This is a genomic window from Microbacterium oxydans, from assembly GCF_026559675.1.
Lineage (GTDB): Bacteria > Actinomycetota > Actinomycetes > Actinomycetales > Microbacteriaceae > Microbacterium > Microbacterium oxydans_D.
Window position 1 is genome coordinate 3573948 of sequence record NZ_CP092891.1, and the last position, 18242, is coordinate 3592189.

16 protein-coding genes are annotated in these 18242 nt (G+C 68.3%); 3 read left to right on the forward strand and 13 right to left on the reverse strand.

All coding sequences use genetic code 11. The features are described from left to right. Positions 1-19 precede the first annotated feature (19 nt). From MME74_RS17285 to MME74_RS17315, 7 genes are all read right to left on the reverse strand, one after another. Positions 20-898 carry a metal ABC transporter permease gene (locus tag MME74_RS17285; RefSeq protein WP_416383325.1) on the reverse strand — a complete coding sequence of 293 codons (879 nt, stop codon included), beginning with the start codon at positions 896-898 and terminating at the stop codon, positions 20-22. Further along, positions 895-1716 carry a metal ABC transporter ATP-binding protein gene (locus MME74_RS17290; protein WP_267416349.1) on the reverse strand — a complete coding sequence of 274 codons (822 nt, stop codon included), beginning with the start codon at positions 1714-1716 and terminating at the stop codon, positions 895-897. The genes MME74_RS17285 and MME74_RS17290 overlap by 4 nt, the downstream gene beginning before the upstream one ends. Further along, positions 1713-2708 carry a metal ABC transporter solute-binding protein, Zn/Mn family gene (locus MME74_RS17295; RefSeq protein WP_267416350.1) on the reverse strand — a complete coding sequence of 332 codons (996 nt, stop codon included), beginning with the start codon at positions 2706-2708 and terminating at the stop codon, positions 1713-1715. The genes MME74_RS17290 and MME74_RS17295 overlap by 4 nt, the downstream gene beginning before the upstream one ends. 152 nt (positions 2709-2860) lie before the next feature. Continuing rightward, complete coding sequence (locus MME74_RS17300; protein WP_267416351.1) at positions 2861-4576, reverse strand: glycoside hydrolase family 13 protein; 1716 nt, start codon at positions 4574-4576, stop codon at positions 2861-2863. Between the two features lie 50 nt (positions 4577-4626). Beyond that, positions 4627-5505 carry a carbohydrate ABC transporter permease gene (locus MME74_RS17305; protein WP_267416352.1) on the reverse strand — a complete coding sequence of 293 codons (879 nt, stop codon included), beginning with the start codon at positions 5503-5505 and terminating at the stop codon, positions 4627-4629. Continuing rightward, positions 5505-6443, reverse strand: coding sequence for a carbohydrate ABC transporter permease (locus MME74_RS17310; RefSeq protein WP_267416353.1), 939 nt, complete (start codon positions 6441-6443; stop codon positions 5505-5507). The genes MME74_RS17305 and MME74_RS17310 overlap by 1 nt, the downstream gene beginning before the upstream one ends. Next, positions 6440-7783 carry an ABC transporter substrate-binding protein gene (locus MME74_RS17315; RefSeq protein WP_267416354.1) on the reverse strand — a complete coding sequence of 448 codons (1344 nt, stop codon included), beginning with the start codon at positions 7781-7783 and terminating at the stop codon, positions 6440-6442. The genes MME74_RS17310 and MME74_RS17315 overlap by 4 nt, the downstream gene beginning before the upstream one ends. A 101-nt stretch (positions 7784-7884) precedes the next feature. On the opposite strand from MME74_RS17315, the gene MME74_RS17320 reads away from it, so the two are divergent. Then, a complete protein-coding gene (locus MME74_RS17320) occupies positions 7885-9105 on the forward strand; it encodes an ROK family protein (RefSeq protein WP_267416355.1) in 1221 nt (406 codons plus the stop codon). A gap of 65 nt (positions 9106-9170) precedes the next feature. Here the strand turns inward: MME74_RS17320 and MME74_RS17325 are convergent, their stop codons facing one another. After that, complete coding sequence (locus MME74_RS17325; RefSeq protein WP_267416356.1) at positions 9171-10103, reverse strand: aldo/keto reductase; 933 nt, start codon at positions 10101-10103, stop codon at positions 9171-9173. Positions 10104-10235: 132 nt separating this feature from the next. Between MME74_RS17325 and MME74_RS17330 the strand changes: the two genes are divergently transcribed. Continuing rightward, positions 10236-10805, forward strand: coding sequence for a TetR/AcrR family transcriptional regulator (locus MME74_RS17330; protein ID WP_267416358.1), 570 nt, complete (start codon positions 10236-10238; stop codon positions 10803-10805). A gap of 26 nt (positions 10806-10831) precedes the next feature. Here the strand turns inward: MME74_RS17330 and MME74_RS17335 are convergent, their stop codons facing one another. From MME74_RS17335 to MME74_RS17355, 5 genes are all read right to left on the reverse strand, one after another. After that, positions 10832-11692, reverse strand: coding sequence for an ATP-binding cassette domain-containing protein (locus MME74_RS17335; RefSeq protein ID WP_267416359.1), 861 nt, complete (start codon positions 11690-11692; stop codon positions 10832-10834). Further along, entirely contained in the window at positions 11689-13440 is a 1752-nt protein-coding gene (locus MME74_RS17340; RefSeq protein ID WP_267416360.1) for a dipeptide/oligopeptide/nickel ABC transporter permease/ATP-binding protein, read from the reverse strand. The genes MME74_RS17335 and MME74_RS17340 overlap by 4 nt, the downstream gene beginning before the upstream one ends. After that, complete coding sequence (locus MME74_RS17345; RefSeq protein WP_267416361.1) at positions 13437-14378, reverse strand: ABC transporter permease; 942 nt, start codon at positions 14376-14378, stop codon at positions 13437-13439. The genes MME74_RS17340 and MME74_RS17345 overlap by 4 nt, the downstream gene beginning before the upstream one ends. A 57-nt stretch (positions 14379-14435) precedes the next feature. After that, entirely contained in the window at positions 14436-15980 is a 1545-nt protein-coding gene (locus tag MME74_RS17350) for an ABC transporter substrate-binding protein (protein ID WP_267416362.1), read from the reverse strand. A gap of 67 nt (positions 15981-16047) precedes the next feature. After that, positions 16048-16980, reverse strand: a complete 933-nt coding sequence (locus MME74_RS17355; protein ID WP_267416363.1) for a dihydrodipicolinate synthase family protein — start codon at positions 16978-16980, stop codon at positions 16048-16050. A gap of 301 nt (positions 16981-17281) precedes the next feature. On the opposite strand from MME74_RS17355, the gene MME74_RS17360 reads away from it, so the two are divergent. Beyond that, positions 17282-18145: a LysR family transcriptional regulator gene (locus MME74_RS17360; RefSeq protein WP_267416364.1), complete on the forward strand. Its 864-nt coding sequence runs from the start codon at positions 17282-17284 to the stop codon at positions 18143-18145. The last annotated feature ends 97 nt before the right edge of the window (positions 18146-18242 follow it).

Below are 18242 nucleotides of genomic sequence, written 5' to 3' on the forward strand. Positions count from 1 at the left end.
TGGGGAGGGCTGGGAGGGATCAGGCGGGTACACGCCGCACCCGGGCCCGCGCCTTCTGAACGATCCAGCACACGACGTAGATCGTGAACGACAGGGTGGTGATGTACGGGCTCACGGGCAGCGTGCCGGCGAGGGCGAGCAGGATGCCGCCGACCGCGGAGACGAACCCGAACAGCGCGGCCAGCAGCGGCACCGCGATGGGTCCGGCGGTGACCCGCATCGCGGCGGCCGCCGGGGTGACCAGCAGCGCCATCACCAGCAGCGCGCCGATGATGTGCACGCTCACCGCGACGATGAGCCCGAGCAGCACCATGAACAGCAGACTGACGGCACGGGTCGGCACACCGCGCGCGGCGGCCGACTCCGGGTCGAGCGAGTCGAACCGCAGCGGGTTCCACATGATCAGCAGCCCGAACAGGACGACGATGCTGATGCCGATGAGCCAGCCGAGGTCGGGGCTCGACACCGAGACGATCTGCCCGGTGAGCAGACTGAAGCGGTTGGCGCTGCGGCCGTCGTAGAGCGAGAGGAACAGGATGCCGAGGCCGAGGCCGAACGGCATGAGCACGCCCACGATCGAGTTGCGGTCGCGCGCCTTCGCGCCGAGGATGCCGATCAGGATCGCGGCGACCAGTGCTCCGCCGAGGGATCCGGCCACCACGCTGCCGCCGAAGAGGAGCGCGGCGGCGGCACCCGCGAAGGAGAGCTCGCTGACGCCGTGCACCGCGAACGCGAGGTCGCGCTGCATCACGAAGACGCCGATGAGTCCGCCGACGATGCCCAGGACGGCACCCGCGATGATCGAGTTCGCGAGGAGGGCGACGAGCTCGCCGTAGTCCTGGAAGGAGAAGACGTCGTTCCAGTCGACCAGCGGCACCATGCCCAGTGCGACGCTCATGCCGCTCCTCCGTGCTCGTGGTCGCCGTGGTCGTGGTGGGGCTCGGCGTCCGGCACGCCCACGACGACCAGTCGGTCGCCGGCGCGGAGCACGAACACCGGAGTGCCGTAGAGGTCGGTGAGCACGCGCGTCTGCAGCACCTCGTCGGGAGTCCCGAGCAGGAACCGCCCGCCGGCGATGTAGAGGATGCGGTCGACCCGGCCGAGGATCGGGTTGATGTCGTGCGTCACGAACAGCACCGCGGCCTCGCGCTCCCGGCGCTGGCGATCGATAATGTCGGTCACGGCGACCTGGTTGGCGAGGTCGAGGTTCGACAGCGGCTCGTCGCACAGGAGCAGAGCCGGCTCGTCCGCGAGGGCCTGCCCCACCCGCAGCCGCTGCTGCTCGCCGCCGGAGAGGAGTCCGACCCGGCGCTCCGCGAAGTGCGCGGCGCCCACGGCTTCGAGCAGCCGGTCGACCTTGGCCCGGTCGCCGCGGTGCGGGATCGGGAGGCCGAAGCGGCTCCCCTGCACGCCGAGGGCGACGAGGTCGCGGGCCCGCATGCTGGTGTCCGGAGCGAGCGAGCGCTGCTGCGGGATGTAGCCGATGCGGGAGTTACCGCGATGCACCGGCTCGCCCGCGACCCTGATCGATCCGGACGACAGCGGCTGCAGACCCAGGATGCTGCGGAGGAGCGTGGTCTTGCCCGACCCGGACGGGCCGAGCACCGCGATGAACTCCCCCGGGCGGACCGTGAGGTCGAGTCCCGACCAGAGCTCGCGATCGCCGCGGTGCAGGGCCGCGTCGGAGATCTCGAGGACCGGGGTGGCCCCGCTCACGACTGGACGGCGGCGGCGAGGCTCTGGATCGCGTCACTCATCCACTCAGAGTACGACGATCCGTCTTCGAGCAGCTCCGTGAAGGCGACGACAGGGATGCCGGCATCCTTCGCCGCGGCCTCGACGCGCTGGGTCTCGGAGCCGCCGGTCTGCGCATTGGTCAGCAGGGCCGTCACCTTTCCGCTGTCGATGACGTCGAGCGCCTGGAGCAGCACGGCCGGGGCGACATCGGTGCCCTCCTCGACCGCCTCGGCGAACCCGTCCGGGGTGACGTCGGTGAAACCGGCCGCGGCGGCGAGGTAGCCGGGCAGCGGCTCGGTGAGGAAGACGCTGGTGTCCGGGGCATCCGTCTTCAGCGTCGCGAGGTCGGCCTCGAAGCCCTCGAGGTCGGCGGTGAGGTCGGCCGCGTTGGCGGCGAACTCCTTCGCGCCGTCGGGGTCGAGCTCGGTCAGCTCGTCGGCGATGGCCTCGACGACGTGGATCATCGTGTGCGGGTCGAACCAGACGTGCTCGTTGAAGCCCTCGATGTGATCGTGGCCCTCGTGCCCGTCCTCCCCCTCGGCGTGGTCGTGGTCGTGGGCCTCTTCGGTGGCATCCGTCGAGGCCTCGTCGTCATGGCCCTCGTTGCCGGGGTAGTCGTGCGAGTACTCGACGGCGGTGACCACGTGCGGGTCGTTCGCGTCCTGCAGCAGCGTGTCGATGAAGGCGTCGTAGCCGCCGCCGTTCTCGATCACGAGGTCGGCCTTCTGGACGGTCAGGCGGTCACGGGCGCTCGCCTCGTAGGAGTGCGGGTCCTGCGAGGCGGAGGTGATGATCGACTGCACGTCGACCCGGTCTCCGCCGATCGTCGAGGCGATGTCGCCGTAGACGTTGGTGCTCGCGACGACCGTGATGGTGCCGCCGTCGCCCTCTCCCGCTGCGGGGGTGGAGCATCCGGCCAGCGTGAGTGCGGCGACGGATGCGAGGGCGAGGGTGAGAACGGGCTTCTTCATGCCTTCACTCTAAACGTTAATGAGAACCATTATCAAATCGGACTGTGGCGCCCGGCCGCGAAGACGGAGACGATCCGTCCTCCGCACGGCGGGTCGGCGCCCGACACCCCGCACGAGAAGCGAACCGTCTCCGTTTCCGCTACGTCAGGCGACTACCGCGCGATCCACACCGTGGCCTCGCCGGGCAGAGCCGTGGCCTCGCCGGGCAGAGCCGTGGCCTCGCCGGGCAGGGCGGAGCCCTCGAGCGGAGCGCTCGCGAGCACCACGTCGGCGGCATCCGCTCCGAGGTCGAATGGCGCGGTGCCGAAGTTCGACACGACCTGCCATCCGTTCGGTCGGGCGAAACGCAGCACGTCGGCGCGGCCGGTGTCGATCCACTCCAGGGCCTCACCGGTCTGCAGCAGGTGCCGCAGGCGCAGGGCCTCGCGATACAGCGACAGGGTCGACGACGGGTCGGCGGCCTCGACGTCGACCGCGTACTCGGCGAACCAGTCCGGCTGCGGGAGGTGGGCGTCCCCCGCGCCGAAGCCGAACGACGAGCCGGCCGCGGTCCACGGCAGCGGCACGCGGCATCCGTCCCGACCCAGACCGTCGAAGTCGGCGCCGCGGAAGAATCCGGGATCCTGACGCTGCTCCGGCGTGATCTGCGCGACCTCGTGGAGTCCGAGCTCCTCCCCCTGGTAGAGGTAGGTGCTGCCGGGGAGGCCGAGCAGCAGCAGGGTCGCGGCGTGCGCCCGGCGGAGGCCGCCCTCGCGGTCGAGTCCCTCTGCCGGACCGCCGGCCTTGACCCACTCGGTGCCCTGCTTGACGGGGCGGCCGTTCAGCGCCGGGAGGCCGTAGCGCGTGGCGTGGCGGGTGACGTCGTGGTTCGACAGCACCCAGGTCGTCGACGATCCGGTCGCCTCCGCCTGCTGCAGGTTGTCGGCGATGATGCTCCGGAACTGCGCGGCGTCGAAGTCGGCGACCAGCAGGTCGAAGTTGAACGCCTGCCCGAGTCCCTCTGCCGAGGCGTACTTCGCCCGGCGCTCCGGCGTCTCCACCCAGGCTTCGGCGACGGCGGTGCGGGGCGGGTCGTACTCGTCGAACACCGCCCGCCACTCGGCGTAGATCTCGTGCACGTCGTCGCGGTCGAGCATCGGATGCGTGCCCGAGGTGCGGTCCATCGCGTCGAGCTCGGCGCGCGACGGCAGCGGTTCGCTGAGGTCCTTCATGAGCATGTGGGCGACGTCGATGCGGAATCCGTCGACCCCGCGGTCCGACCAGAAGCGCAGGGTCTTCAGGAAGTCGGCGCGCACCTCGGGGTGGTCCCAGTTCAGGTCGGGCTGCTCCACGGCGAAGTTGTGCAGGAACCACTGCCCGTCGGCCACGCGCTCCCAGGCGCTGCCGCCGAACACGGACTCCCAGTCGGTCGGCGGCTCGGAGCCGTCGGGGCCCGTGCCCTCGCGGAAGATGTAGCGCTCACGGGCGGCCGAGCCGCGACCGGCGGCGAGCGCCTCCTGGAACCACACGTGCTGGTCGGAGGAGTGGTTCGGGACGATGTCGACGATCACGCGGATGCTCCGGGCGTGCAGGGCCTCGACCATGTCGTCGAAGTCGGCGAGCGTGCCGAGCCGCGGGTCGACGTCGCGGTAGTCGGCGACGTCGTATCCGCCGTCGGCGAGGGCCGAGGGGTAGAACGGGCTGAGCCACACCGCATCGATGCCGAGGTCGCGGAGGTAATCGGCGCGCGAGACGATGCCCGGGATGTCGCCGATCCCGTCGCCGTTCGCGTCGGCGAAGCTGCGCGGGTAGATCTGGTAGACGGCGGCCTGACGCCACCAGGCGGCGTCGTCGGCGGTGCGGGTCTCGGCGAGAAGCGCGTCGGTCATGAGAGGAGGACTCCTTCTTTCTTGCGTGGTCTCTGCGTTTCGGTGGGTGGTCATCCCTTGACGGCCCCCTGTGTGACGCCTTCCATGACCCATCGCTGCGTGAACAGGTAGGCCACGATCGCGGGCGCCATCGCCATCAGGTACGAGGCGAAGGCGACGTTGTAGTTGTTGCTGAACTGGTTCTGGAAAAGGTTCTGCCGCACGGGCAGTGTCTGCAGGGCCGGGTCCGCGATGATGAGCGACGGCATCATGAAGTCGTTCCACGCGTAGAGGAAGGCGAAGATGCCGACGGTCGCGCTCATCGGGGCGAGCAGCGGGAAGATGAGCTTCCAGAACGTCTGCCAGGTCGTGGCCCCGTCGATGCGGGCGCTCTCCTCCAGCTCGATCGGGATCGACCGCAGGAACGCGGTGAACAGCAGCACGCTGAAGCTCAGCTGGAACATCGTGGCGAGGATGATCACGCCCAACGGGTTGTCGAGTCCGACGCGTCCGGTCAGCTGGATCTGCGGCAGCGCGACGACCGGGAACGGGATGAACATCGCCGCGAGCAGGTAGAAGAATGAGTACCGGAACAGCCGGCGGTCCCAGTTGCGCACGATCGCGTACGAGGCGAAGGCGGCCAGCACGATGGTCGCGGCCACGGTCCCCGCCGTGACGAGGAGCGAGATGCCCGCGCCGACGGGGAACTTCGTCAGCGTCCAGGCTTCGACGAAGCCGTCGAAGCTGAAGGGGGCCGGGAGCGAGAACGCATTGCCGTCGACCGCCTGGGCCGTGGTCTTGAGGGCCATCGAGATGGTCACGTACAGCGGCAGGAGGACGGTGACGGCGCACAGGATCAGGATGATCGTGCCCGACCAGTTCACGCGCTCCATGCGCACCCGCGGCTTCTTGCCCGAGGTGGGGATCGTGGTGAGTGTCTGCGTCGACATCAGAGTGCGTTCCTTCCGCGCGTCAGCGACAGCTGGAGGAGGGAGATGAGCACGGCGACGATGAAGAAGATGGTCGCGTTGGCCATCTGGTAGGCGTAGTCGCCGCCGTTGAAGCCCGCGATGATGGTCATCGCGACGCTGCGGGTCGAGGTTCCGGGACCGCCGTTGGTGAGGCCGACGATGATGTCGTAGGCGTTCAGGAAGCCCTTGAAGCCGAGGATCACGTTGATCACCACGTACCCCGCGACGAGCGGGAGCGTGATGCGGGTGAGCTGCTGCGTCTTGCTGGCGCCGTCGATGCTCGCCGCCTCGTACACCTCGCCGGGCACCGAGAGGAGACCGGCGATGTAGATGAGGAGCGTGCCGGGCACGGCCTGCCAGGCGGTGACGATGACGATCGCGACCCAGGCGAGGTCGGGGTTCGCGAGCAGGCTCGTCTCCAGCCACGGGATGCCGGCGGCGGAACCGGCCGCCGGGATCGAGTTCGAGAACAGGAAGTTGAACACGTAGGCGATGATGATGCCCGAGATCACCATCGGGATCACGAAGATCGTGCGCAGGGCCGTCTTGAAGCGGATGCGCGAGGTGAGCCCGACCGCGAGCAGGAACGCGACCACGTTGACGACGATCACCGTGGCGATCGAGAACCCGAACGTGAACAGGTAGCTCTGCAGGATCGACGGATCGCTGAACAGCGCGATGTAGTTCGTGAGCCCGTTGAAGCTCCACTCCCCGATGCCGATCGAGTCGGTGAAGCTGAAGAAGATGCCGATGACGCCCGGCACCGTGATCGCGAGGGTGAAGATCACCAGCGTCGGCAGCAGGAACAGGTAGTAGATCGGCTCGACGCGACGGGTGCGCCGTCGGAGCGTGCGGTCACGGCCGGTGACGATGACCGTCGTGCTGTCGCTGGTCGCGAGGGGGGTTGTGGTGCTCATGGCGCGGACTCCTCTGTCTCGCCGGAAGCGGAGGCGTCGTCGGACGCGGTGTCCTTCGTCGACGGGATCGGAGCGCGGAAGGCGATGCGCGCCCAGTCCGCGTCCATGGTGCGCAGGGTGGAGGCCGGAGAGGCTCCGAGCACCATCGCCTGCGCGTAGTTGAAGATCGGGAGCGTCTTGGGCACGAGCACCGAGGGGCCCTGATAGATCTGCCCGCCGTCGTAGTACTCGACCATTCCCTCGATTCGCGGATCGTCGGGAGCCGGAGCGCCCTTCGTCGGGGTGAAGCCGAGCTGCGAGGCGTTGTACTCCTCGATGTTCTGCGGCTCGTAGAGGAACTCGAGGAAGTCGCGAGCGGCCTCCTGATGCTGCGACCCCTCGGGGATCATCGCGGCGAGGTCCATGTTGACGCGCACGCTCAGGTCGGCCGGGTCATCGGTCATGGGCAGCGGGAAGGTGCCCAGCTGCAGGTCGGGCGAGGTCTTCGCGATCTCGCTGAAGGCCCACGGCCCCTGCAGGTACATGGCCGCTTCGCCCTTCGCGAAGGCGAGATTGCCGTCGCCGTAGCCACGGCTCGCGGCATCCTCGTTCGTGTAGTCGTTCGCGAGCTGCAGCATCCGGTCCATCGGCTCGGCGAAGTCCTTCGAGAACGAGACGTCGGAGTCGGGGCCGACGTCCGCGCCCTCGGCCGCGAGCGCGTCGAAGAACTCGATCACGTCGACGGACCCGCCGGCGGTGTAGTCGTACCAGCCCTGGCCGACGGTCCAGTCGTCTTTGAACGTGCCGTAGAACGGGTCGATGCCCGCTTCCTTCAGCTGGTCGCACACCGCGAGCAGCTCGTCCCAGGTCTGCGGGACCTCGAGCCCCTGAGCCTCGAAGATCTCCTTGTTGTAGATGACGGATGCGGCCATCACCGAGTACGGCAGCGCGCTCGTGCGTCCAGCGCAGGAGCCGTACTGGTCCATGAGCGGCTGCAGGTCGTCGCGGATGTTCGCGGCCGCGTCCGTCTCGGAGAGATCGGTGAGCGCGCAGCGCTGCACGAACCGGGCGATCTCGTAGTTGTAGTTGCCGAGCATGATGTCGGGCGGATTGCCCCGCACGAAGCTGGCGGAGACGACGTCGACACCCGAGGTGTCGATCTCGACCTTCACGTCGCTCTGCGAGGAGTTGTACTCGGCGACGAGCGCGGTCATGAACTCGATCGCCTCGCGTTTACTGAACGTGAAGCGGATGGTCTCCGCTTCGGAGCCGGCGGCGCAGCCCGCGAGCGCGGTGCCGACCAGGGTGATCCCCAGGGCCGCGGCCGCCGCTCGCACCGCGCGTGTTCTTCTCTCAGACACCGTCGTCCTTCCATCCGTGTAAATCCGTGTACTAAATCTAGTGAGCGAATTTACTCTGTCGAACGGTACTCTCTCATTTGGGCGACAGGAAGGCAAGAGGCGTGACAGAAGTCTCGGCAGGACTCGGCACGGGCCGAGCGAGCGTCGGCGCCGTCCTCGACTTCGCCTGGACCGCGGGCGAGTTCACCGCCACCGACGCCATGACCGGCACCTCGCTGACCCGCTCCACCGCGATCGACGCGATCGACACCCTGGTCGGCGCCGAGGTGCTGCGCGAGCTCCCGAACGCCCGCGCGGCCGGGACCTATCGCGCAGGTCGCCCCTCCCGCCGCTTCGTGCTCGCCCCCGACCTCGGCGTCGTGATCGGCGTCGACGCCGGTGACACCCATCTCGCCGTCACCCTGGCCGATCCCCTCGACCAGACCCTCGTGCACCACCGCGTGGAGTTCGAGCCGTCGCAGTCCGCGCAGGAGCGACGCGCCACGATCCTCGAGCACCTCGACGACGCCCTCGCCGAAGCAGGGGTGACGCGCGACCGGGTGCTCGCCCTGTGCGTGGGGGTGGCGGCGCCGGTGAATCGCGACGGCATCTCGCCGCCTCACCCCGACGGTTTCTGGGAGCGGACGAACCCCGGCCTCGCCGAGGCGCTGCGGGAGTGGGCGCCCGTCGTGCAGATCAAGAACGACGCGCAGCTCGCCGCGATCGCCGAGGGGTCCGAAGGAGCAGCTGTCGGATGCCGCGACTACGTGGCACTGCTCGCGAGCGAACGGTTCGGCGGCGGCGTGGTGGTCGACGGCCATGTGCTGCACGGTGCGCACGGCGGCGTCGGCGAAGGCGTGGTGTTCGACCACATCGTGGGCGTCGGGTCAGCGTTCGGGCTCCGCTACGCGGTGCAGGATCAGGTGCGCGCGGCGGTTGCGTCCGGAGAGATCGCCGCGAGCAGCCCGGTCGGCCGACTCGTCGACACCGACCGCATCGACCCGCGGCTCGTGCTGACACTCGCCGCCTCGGGCGACCAGGACGCGGTACTGGTCACCTCGCGCGTCGGAGCCACGGTCGCCCGCATCGTCGGCGTGCTGGGCAGCATGTACGACCCGGCGCGCGTCATCGTGTGCGGAGCCGTGGCCGAGAGCATCGAACCCGTGCTGACCGCGGCCCGGCGCATCCTCCCCGAGGAGCTGCACCTGCCGGCCCCCGAGATCCTCGCCTCGACGCTCGGCGCCGAGGTCGTGTCACGTGGGGCCGTCGCCACCGCGCGCCGCGCGGCGAGGGAGTACGCGGTGCCGCGGCTCGCGGAGCGGCGCCTGCGCGCGAGCGCCTAGGACCGCGGGCGGTCCGCGGAGGGCACTGCCGTCTCCGGCGTCGCGCGCCTCCGCGGGCAGCACGATCAGGGCAGCAGGTATCCGGCAGCGCGGAACAGCTCGTACCACTCGGCCCGGGTGAGGGGGAGGTCCGAGCCTTGGGCGGCCGCGGCGACCCGAGAGGGCGTGGTGGTTCCGAGGACGACTTGCATCCGGGCCGGGTGGCGGGTGATCCATGCCACCGCGATGGCCTCGGCCGGAACCGCGTACTTCGCCGACAGCCGGTCGACCACCGCGTTCAGCTCCGGATAGCGGTCGGAGCCAAGGAAAGGCCCGTCGAAGAACCCCGCCTGGAACGGTGACCACGCCTGGATGGTGATGTCGTGCAGCCGGCAGTAGTCGACGATTCCGCCGTCGCGCACCACGGACTGCCCGCTCCCCTGCATGTTCGCCGCGACCCCTTGAGCGATCATCGGCGCGTGCGTGATCGACAGCTGCAGTTGGTTGACGACGAGCGGCTGCTCGACGAACCGGCGCAGGAGGTCGATCTGCCCCGGCGTGTGGTTGGAGACACCGAACGCACGGACCTTGCCCGCGGACGCCAGCGCGTCGAACGCGCGCGCCACCTCCTCCGGCTCGACCAGCGCGTCGGGCCGGTGCAGGAGGAGGATGTCGAGGTAGTCGGTACCCAGCGCCGTGAGGGACTCGTGCACGGACTCGACGATGTGCTCGTAAGAGAAGTCGAAGTACGGTCCGTCCGTGACGATCCCGGCTTTGGACTGGATCACGACCTGCTCGCGCTCGGTCGGGGTGAGCTGGAGCGCCTCGGCGAAGCGGCGCTCGCACCCGTGCGCGGATGCGCCGTAGACGGCGGCGTGATCGAGGAACGTGATGCCCGCGTCTCGAGCGGTGCGGACGAGTGTGCGCACCTCCTCGTCCGACTTGTCCTGGATGCGCATCAGCCCGAGGATGACGTTGGGGACCGCGAGTTCGGTGCCGGGCAAGGTGAAGGTCTTCATGATGACTCCTTAGTGGTGGGTGTGGGCGAGGGGACGCACTCGGCGATGGCGGTGCGTCGAGAGGCTGATCCGCTGGCGGCCGCCGCGGCGCTCAGGCGCCTTCCGACGTGGCCGGGGCCTATCATGGGCCGGGTGACGGCGCGGAGATCGTATGCGAAAGGCATCGCGAAACGGGAAGAGGTCCTGCGGGCCGGACTCGCCGTCTTCGCGGAGAACGGATACCAGAAGACCTCGATCCGCGAGCTCGCCGAAGCGGCGAATCTCAGCCAGGCCGGGCTGCTGCACTACTTCGGCTCCAAGGAAGAGCTGCTCGTCGCCATCCTCGACCGCCGGGAGCAGGAGAACCAACGCGAGGCCGCCGATAGCGACGACCTCGACCGATTCTTCGAGGTGATCCGACGCAACGTCGCCGTTCCCGGGCTCGCCCAGCTCTTCGCCGTGATGTCCACGTGCGCGATCGAAGAAGCCCACCCCGCTCACTCGTTCTTCCTGGACCGGAACGAACGGCTGCGGGAGCGGCTCGGTGACGCGATCCACGCTCGACAGCAGACCGGAGAGATCTCCTCGACCTTGGATGCCGCGCGCATCGCGACCATCCTCATCGCGACGGCCGACGGACTGCAGGTGCAATGGCTGATCGACCCCGAGGTGCAGATGAGTCACGCTCTCGACGACCTCTGGGCGCTGATCACCCGCTCCTGAGCTCGGACGGATGCGGGACACGGGGATCAGCCGTGCCCGCCCGCGCCGTCCCCGCCCGCCTCCGCGAGCGCCAGACGAGCGGCACGACGAGCTGCCTGTTCGACGGGATCCGGCACCGGGGCGGAGAGCAGCAGCCTGCGGGTGTACGGATCCTGCGGATCGCTCGTCACGGCGTCGGCATCGCCCTGCTCGACGATCCGGCCGGCGTGCATGACGGCCACGCGGTGGCTGATCGCCCGAACGACCGCGAGGTCATGGGAGATGAACAGGTACGCGATGCCGGTCCGCTCCTGGATCTCGATGAAGAGATCCAGCACGCGCGCCTGCGTCGACAGGTCGAGCGCGGAGACCGGTTCGTCGCACACGATGAGCCGCGGGGAGATCGCCAGGGCACGCGCGATCGCCACGCGCTGCCGCTGCCCGCCCGAGAACTCGCGGGGAAGGCGCTCGGCGGCGTCTCCGGGGAGCCCGACCTGGTCGAGCAGCACGCCAATCCGTCCCTTCGCCTCCGCGGCCGACACGCCCTGAGCCGTCAGCGGTTCGGTGAGGATGTCGCCGACGGTCATGACGGGGTTCAGGGAGGTGTACGGGTCCTGGAACACGACCTGCCTGCGCGCGGCGAGCGTGCGACGCGACCGGCGGTCCAGTTCGACGACCGGGTCGCCCTCCAGGGTCACGGTCCCGGCTGTGATCGGCGCCAGGCCGAGCACGGCACGACCGAGTGTGGTCTTGCCGGACCCGGATTCGCCGACCAGACCCAGTGTCTCCCCCGGGCGGATCCGCAGTGAGACATCGTGGAGCGCGCGGAACGGCTTCGCGCGCCATCCGCGGCCCGGGTACTCGACGACGAGATCCCTGACGTCGAGCGTCAGGCCGTCGGCGGTCACGATGCCAGGGAGCTGCGAAGCGGCGCTCCCTCGACCGTCGATGCGAGAAGCATGCGGGTGTACTCATCCTTCGGATCGTGGAAGATGTCGGCGACCGGACGGTCCTCGACGATGCGCCCCGACTTCATCACGGCGACGCGGTCGCACAGGTCGGCGACGACGCCGAAGTTGTGCGTGACGAGTAGGACTCCCATGTGGCGTTCGCGCTGCAGGTCGCGGATCAGGTCGAGGATCTCGGCCTGGACCGTGACATCCAGCGCGGTCGTCGGCTCGTCGGCGATGAGCAGTGCCGGATCGCAGGAGACGGCGCCGGCGATCAGCACACGCTGGGCCATGCCACCGGAGATCTGATGCGGATACGACGACATGACCCGTGGCGGATCCACGATGCCGACGCGGTCGAGCAGCGCCAGGGCGCGTCGCACGGCCTCCGCGCGAGAGATCTTCAGCACGTGCATCATCGGCAGAGTCAGCTGGGTTCCGATCTTGAACGACGGGTCGAGGTTGCTCATCGGCTCCTGCGGGATGTAGCCGATCGTCGCACCGAGGATGCGCCGCATCTGCACCGACGACAGTGTCGAGAGGTCGACGCCGTGCAGGCGCACGGCCCCGGCATGGACCTCGCCGCCGGCGGGGAGCAGAGACAGCGTGCTGAGGGCGATCTGGGTCTTCCCCGATCCCGACTCGCCGACCAGGCCGACGATCTCCCCGCGGTCGACGGTCAGGTCGACGCCGTGGACGACGTCCGTCCGGGCACCGTGCGAGTTCGTGTAGCCCACCACCAGGCCCTCGATCTGCAGCAGGCTCCCGTTCTCCGACGCACGCAGAGGCACGTCGCTCGTCGGAGCCGTGCGTGCGCGCTTTCGGCGGCGGACCTTCGCCTCGTCGCCGTCGAGCGCGTCACGCACACCGTTCGCGATCAGGATGAACGACGCCACGGTGATGCCGATCGCCAGGCCGGGCGGCAGGACCAGGTGACGACCGTTGTAGAGGTTCGAGAACGCATCCTGCAGCATCCCGCCCCAGGTCGGGGTTCCGGGGTCGCCAAGGCCGATGAACTCCAGCCCGGCCTGCACGACGATCGCCGCCCCCGCGATGGTCGCGGCGAGGATGATGATCGGTGCGCGGACCACGAAGAGGATGTGCCTGGCGATGATCCTCGCGTCCCCGAGACCTGACACCCGTGCCGCGTCGACATACAGCTCGTGCTTGACCGAGATCACCTGGTTACGCACCAGACGGAAGAAGTTCGGCGCGAACATGATGCCGAGCACCACCATCGACAGCAGGATGTTCGGACCGAGCACCGAGAACATCGCGACGAGGACGATCGTGCCGGGGAGGACGATGACGAGGTTGGCGGCCCATCCGGACAGCTGGTCGAACCAGCCTCCGAAGTAGCCGGCGACGAGGCCGGTGACCACACCGATCACTACCGCCACGCACACGGTGATCGTCGCGCCGAGCAGAGTCAGCCGGCCCGCCCAGATGAGGCGGCTCAGCACGTCGCGCCCTGCTCCGTCGCCACCGAGCAGGTATTCGCCGCCGGGCGGCGCATTGACCATGTCCAGTCGGGCGAATGTCGGACTCCCGGGGGCGATCAGCGGGGCGAACACGCTGATCAGGACGACGAGGGTCAGCACGACGGCCGCCGACATCGCCAGGGGGTTGCGCACGAAACGGCGCACGACGCCGCTGCGCCGAACGCGGGCCGGGGCCTTCTCACTGCCGATCAGGAGATCGCTCATTGCACTCTCGCCTTCGGGTTGATCCAGGTGATCGCGAGGTCCACGACCAGGTTGATGACGACGACGATGACGGCCGTCACGACGAGGACGCCCATGATCACCGGGATGTCGCCGAGGATCGCCGCGTTCACCGCGAGACTCCCCATGCCGGGGAGCGCGAAGACCCGCTCGATGAGGACGGCGCCCGAGAGCATGCCGATGAACTGCAGGGAGATGACGGTGACCGCCGGTGGAGCGGCGTTGCGCAGCACGTTGCGGAACAGGATCGATCCCTCCGACAGCCCCCGTGCGCGGAGGGTGCGGACGTAGTCCTTGCGGAGCACGTCGATCACCGCACTCCGGATCTGCTGCGCGCCGGAGGCGATGCTGCCGATGACGAGGGCTGTCACTGGCAGCGCGATGGTCGAGAGCCACCCGCCCAGCGACTCGTCGATGGGCACATAGCCGGTGGCGGGGAAGAGACCCAACCCGATCGCGAAGGTCGAGACGAGCATCAGACCGACCCAGAAGTTCGGCAGCGACTCGGCGACGACGGAGAAGACCTGGATCAACCGGTCGACGCCGCCCCGTCGGACCGCCGCCGTGATGCCCAGCGCGACCGCGATGACGGTGGCGATCAGGATCGAGACCGTGACCAGGGAGAGAGTGACCGGGAGTCGGGTCGCCAGCGAATTGACGACGGGCGTCGCCGTGAAGTAGGAGACCCCGAAATCGCCCTGGATCGCGTGCGAGAACCAGTCGAGGTACTGGACGACGAGCGGGCGATCGAGTCCCAGCTTGTGGTTCAGGGCGTCGATCTGCTCCTGCGTGGCGAGTTCGCCGAGGACGTTCCTGGCGACGTTCCCGCTCGAGGAGTAGATGAGGCTGAACGACAGCGCGGTGATCGCGATCAGCAGGATGACGGCGGCGACGAGGCGTCGCGCGAGGAAGACGACCATGAGGTCCTTTCGAGGGCGAGAGCCGGCGGACCCCGCGGGGGGATCCGCCGGCACGTCTCAGTCGGCGGGACGGAAGTCCTTGATGAAGGGGACGACGTTCATCGGATGCACCGAGACCTCCACCTCGGGAGACGCGAGGTAGATCACGTTCTCGAGGTACCAGATGTCGAACCAGGCGTTCTCGACGACGTAGCGATTGATGTCCTTCATCGCGTCGGCGTAGGCGTCGCCGGACGCACCACGGGCCTCCGCGATCAGGGCATCGAGCTCGGGCGTCGAGGTCGAGAACGGGTTCCACGGAGCGTCGGCGGGGATCTGCTTGCTCATGTCCCACCAGGCTTCCGCCGTGGAGTTCGACATCCAGAACATGCCGTACTTGCCCGACTGCACCTCGGCGACGTAGTTCGTCGGATCGACCTTCACCCACTTCACGGTGATGCCCACCTCGGCGAGCTGCTGCTCGACGATCGGATTCGACTTCTCGCCGGCGCTCTCCGGCATCACGACCTCGAACCCGTCGGCGTAGCCTGCCTCGGCGAGCAGCTCCTTCGCCTTCTCTGGGTCGTACGGATAGAGGTCGTTGAGCTCGGGCAGGTAATTGACCGATGTGGGGTTGAAGACCTGGTTCGACCTCTCACCGAAACCGAGCTGGATCCCCTCGAGGATCCCGTCCGCGTCGATCGCGTAATTGATTGCCTGACGGACACGGACGTCCTTCAGCGCCGGGACGACGGTGCCGTCGCGATCGGCGAGATACAGTCCGCGTCGATTGAGCGGCCACTCGTAGACGTCGAGGTTCGCACCTTTCGCCTCCTGGACGACGGAGCCGTCGGCGGCGATGCCCTGCACCTGACCGGAGCGCAGCGCGTTGACCCGCGCCGTGAGCTCGTTCATCACGACGAGCTCGAGGTTGTCGTACGGGTACGACTCCTGGTCCCAGTAGTCGTCGTTGCGCGTGAAGGCGAAACGTACGCCGGGCTCGGACGCGGCGGCGTCCAGCACGTAGGGGCCCGATCCGACCGGGGTCGTGGTGATCGCATCGGTGCCCAGTGCAGCGGGGCTGCCCATGACTCCGCCCGCGAGCGTCAGGTAGGTGAGCAGCGCGGGGTCGGGAGCACTCAGACGCAATTCCACCGTCAGCTCGTCGACGGGCACCACGTCGTCGACGGACTTCATCATGACCGCGTTCTGACCGGTGCCGTTCTTCAGGTTGAAGATGTTGGCCTTGACGGCCTCGGCGTCGAACTTCGCCCCGTCGGTGAACGTGATGCCGGGGCGGAGGGTGAGGGTGAGCACGGTGTTGTCGTCGTTGTACTCCCACTTCTCGGCCATTCCCGGAACGATCGACGCATCGGACTCCATGTGGAGCAGCGTGTCGTACACGGCGTTCCAGTACTGCGCCTGGTGTCCGTTCTGCAGCAGCGCCGGCTCCCAGGAGCCGCTGTCGATCGTGACGGCCAGCGTGAGCTTGTCCGTTGATCCGGTGGTCGAAGAAGAGCCGTCGGTAGTGTTCGTACCGCCGGCGCAGCCGACGACGAGCGCCAAGGCGGCTGCCAGAGCAGCGATCGATTGGACCGCCCGACGGGCGCGAGGGTTTCTCATGATCAGGACTCCTTTGTCGTGTGGGTGGGGTGCGGTCCGGCGGCGGGCGACCGCCGGACCGCCGTGCTCAGCGGAGGTCGAGCTTCAGCGACTCGATCAGCTCGACCATGTCGGTCAGGGAGTCGAAGTCGTGCGCGCCGAGAGGGTACGCGCCCGGCATGCGGCTGGTCGCCGTGATGTCGAGCTGGCCGGTCGCGGCGAGCAGCTGCTTCGCCGAACTCGGATAGGCGAGGTTGATCATGCGCTCGAAGATGCTCATGATGCGCTGGACGGTCCTGACCTGCTCGTCGTCGCGGTGAGCGTTGGCGCACAGCCAGACCATGAGGTCCGGGTTCAGGCTCGAGGCGTAGCCCGAGTGACCGTGGGCGCCGGCGATGATCGACTGGTAGGTCGAGGTGATCTCACCGTTGTAGATGCGGAGATCCGTCCCCCGTGCGGCATCGATCTTGTCCTGCATGTCCTGCGGGTCGAAGGTCAGGTCCTTGTGGAACACGAATCGTCCGGTCTCCGCAGCCCAGCGGAAGACGTTCGCCGGGATGAGGCGCTTCCATGGCGTCGGGCACTCGTAGAATCCGAGCTTGATGTCGCCGGTGCCGTCGACGATGCTCTCGAGCTTGCCCGTCCACGTCGCCTCGGACGCGGCCTGGTTGCCGAGGTGGTTCGTGAGGATGATGACCGCGTCCGCACCGACGTCGGCGATGCGCTTGATGGAGTCGATCTCCTCCTCCGCCGAGCCGCCATAGGTGCCGGTCGCGACGACGGCAGCCCTCCCGTCTGCACGAGCGACGACCCGCTCCGCGAGTCGCACGCGCTCATCCGCGGACAGGAACTCGACCTCGCTGGAGCGCGAGTTCGTGAACAGCCCGGTGATGCCGTGCTCGATGTACCAGTCTGTGATCTCGTCGACGCCACGCCAGTCGATCGTCCGATCGGCGTTCATCGGCGTCAGCATGACCGGCCACACCTGATTCGTCAGCAGCATTTCCTGAGTGCTCGGCATCGAGCGCTCTCCTCTCATTCGCGGCACATTTTCCAATTAGCGTGCGCCGCACGGTTTTTGTGTGTCGGCGATACTGTGTCACCCGACATGGGGCTTCGTCAATCGCGAAAAGTCCCGCAAACACCCGGGAGACCGCTGCTGATGCCGTGACTTACCGTTGGAATGACGAGCGGTGTCGAGTTCACTATTCGGGTCAATTCGAGGTGCTTTCCCTTGCCGGGAAGCCATCGGAGAGGTCATAGTTCTAAGGAGCAAAACATTGCGTAACGCTTATCCACCTTTGGCAAGGATTGGAGAGACGATGAATCTCCCGCTGACGAGTCTTGTAACTTTTCTGCATCTCACCGAGACCCTGAGCTTCGCGAGGGCCGCAGAGCGGGCGGAGGTCAGCCCGTCGACCGTCAGCAACCAGATCGCGTCGCTGGAGCAGGAGATCGGCGAGTCGCTGTTCGCGCGCACCCGCGGACCGAAGCCGACCGTGACCCTGACTCCGGCCGGAGAGGAACTCGCGCGACTCGCCCGTGACGTCCTCGCCGCGCACACCGCCGTGAACGACCACTTCCGCCCCAGCGTCTCGGCCGGAATCGCTCGACTGGCCGTGACCGACGACATCGCGGCGAGTCCGCGCCTCGGCGATGCGCTCCGCGGCTTCCGGCTCCGCAACCCCCACGTCAAGGTCGAGATCACCGTCGGGCAGAGCGGACCGCTGTATCGACGGTTGCGGGGCGGCCAGTTCGATCTGGCGCTCATCAAGCGGATGCCCCAGGACGACTGTCTCGACGTCCTGCGCTCCGAGGAGATCTCGTGGGTGATGCATCCGGCGGCGAGGCTGGAGCAGCGGCCGCTGCCGCTCGTCGCGTATCCGCGCTCCAGCTTCCTCCGCAATCACTCGATCGCGGCGCTGGACGACCGTGGGATCGCCTGGCGCATCACGAACGTCGTGCGAGGCGTGAACGGCCAGCTCGCGGCCATCCGCTCCGGACTCGGGATCGGCGTGATGGCGTCCGGCATGATGCCGTCTGACCTCGAACCCACGCCGTCGTCGTGGAACCTCCCGTCACTCGGCCGGGTCGACACCGTCCTCATCCGCGGGAGCAAGGCCACCGAGGCCGCTTCACGGCTGGAGGCCGGTCTGCGCCTGATCGGCCGCGACCTGCTGCCGTGACTCGCTGGTCGGCGGCACGGCACCGATGAAGTTGGCGAAGAAGCTGACCGTGACGGCCCAGTCGCGAGACAAGCCGGCCCGCACGGAGGCATCCGGA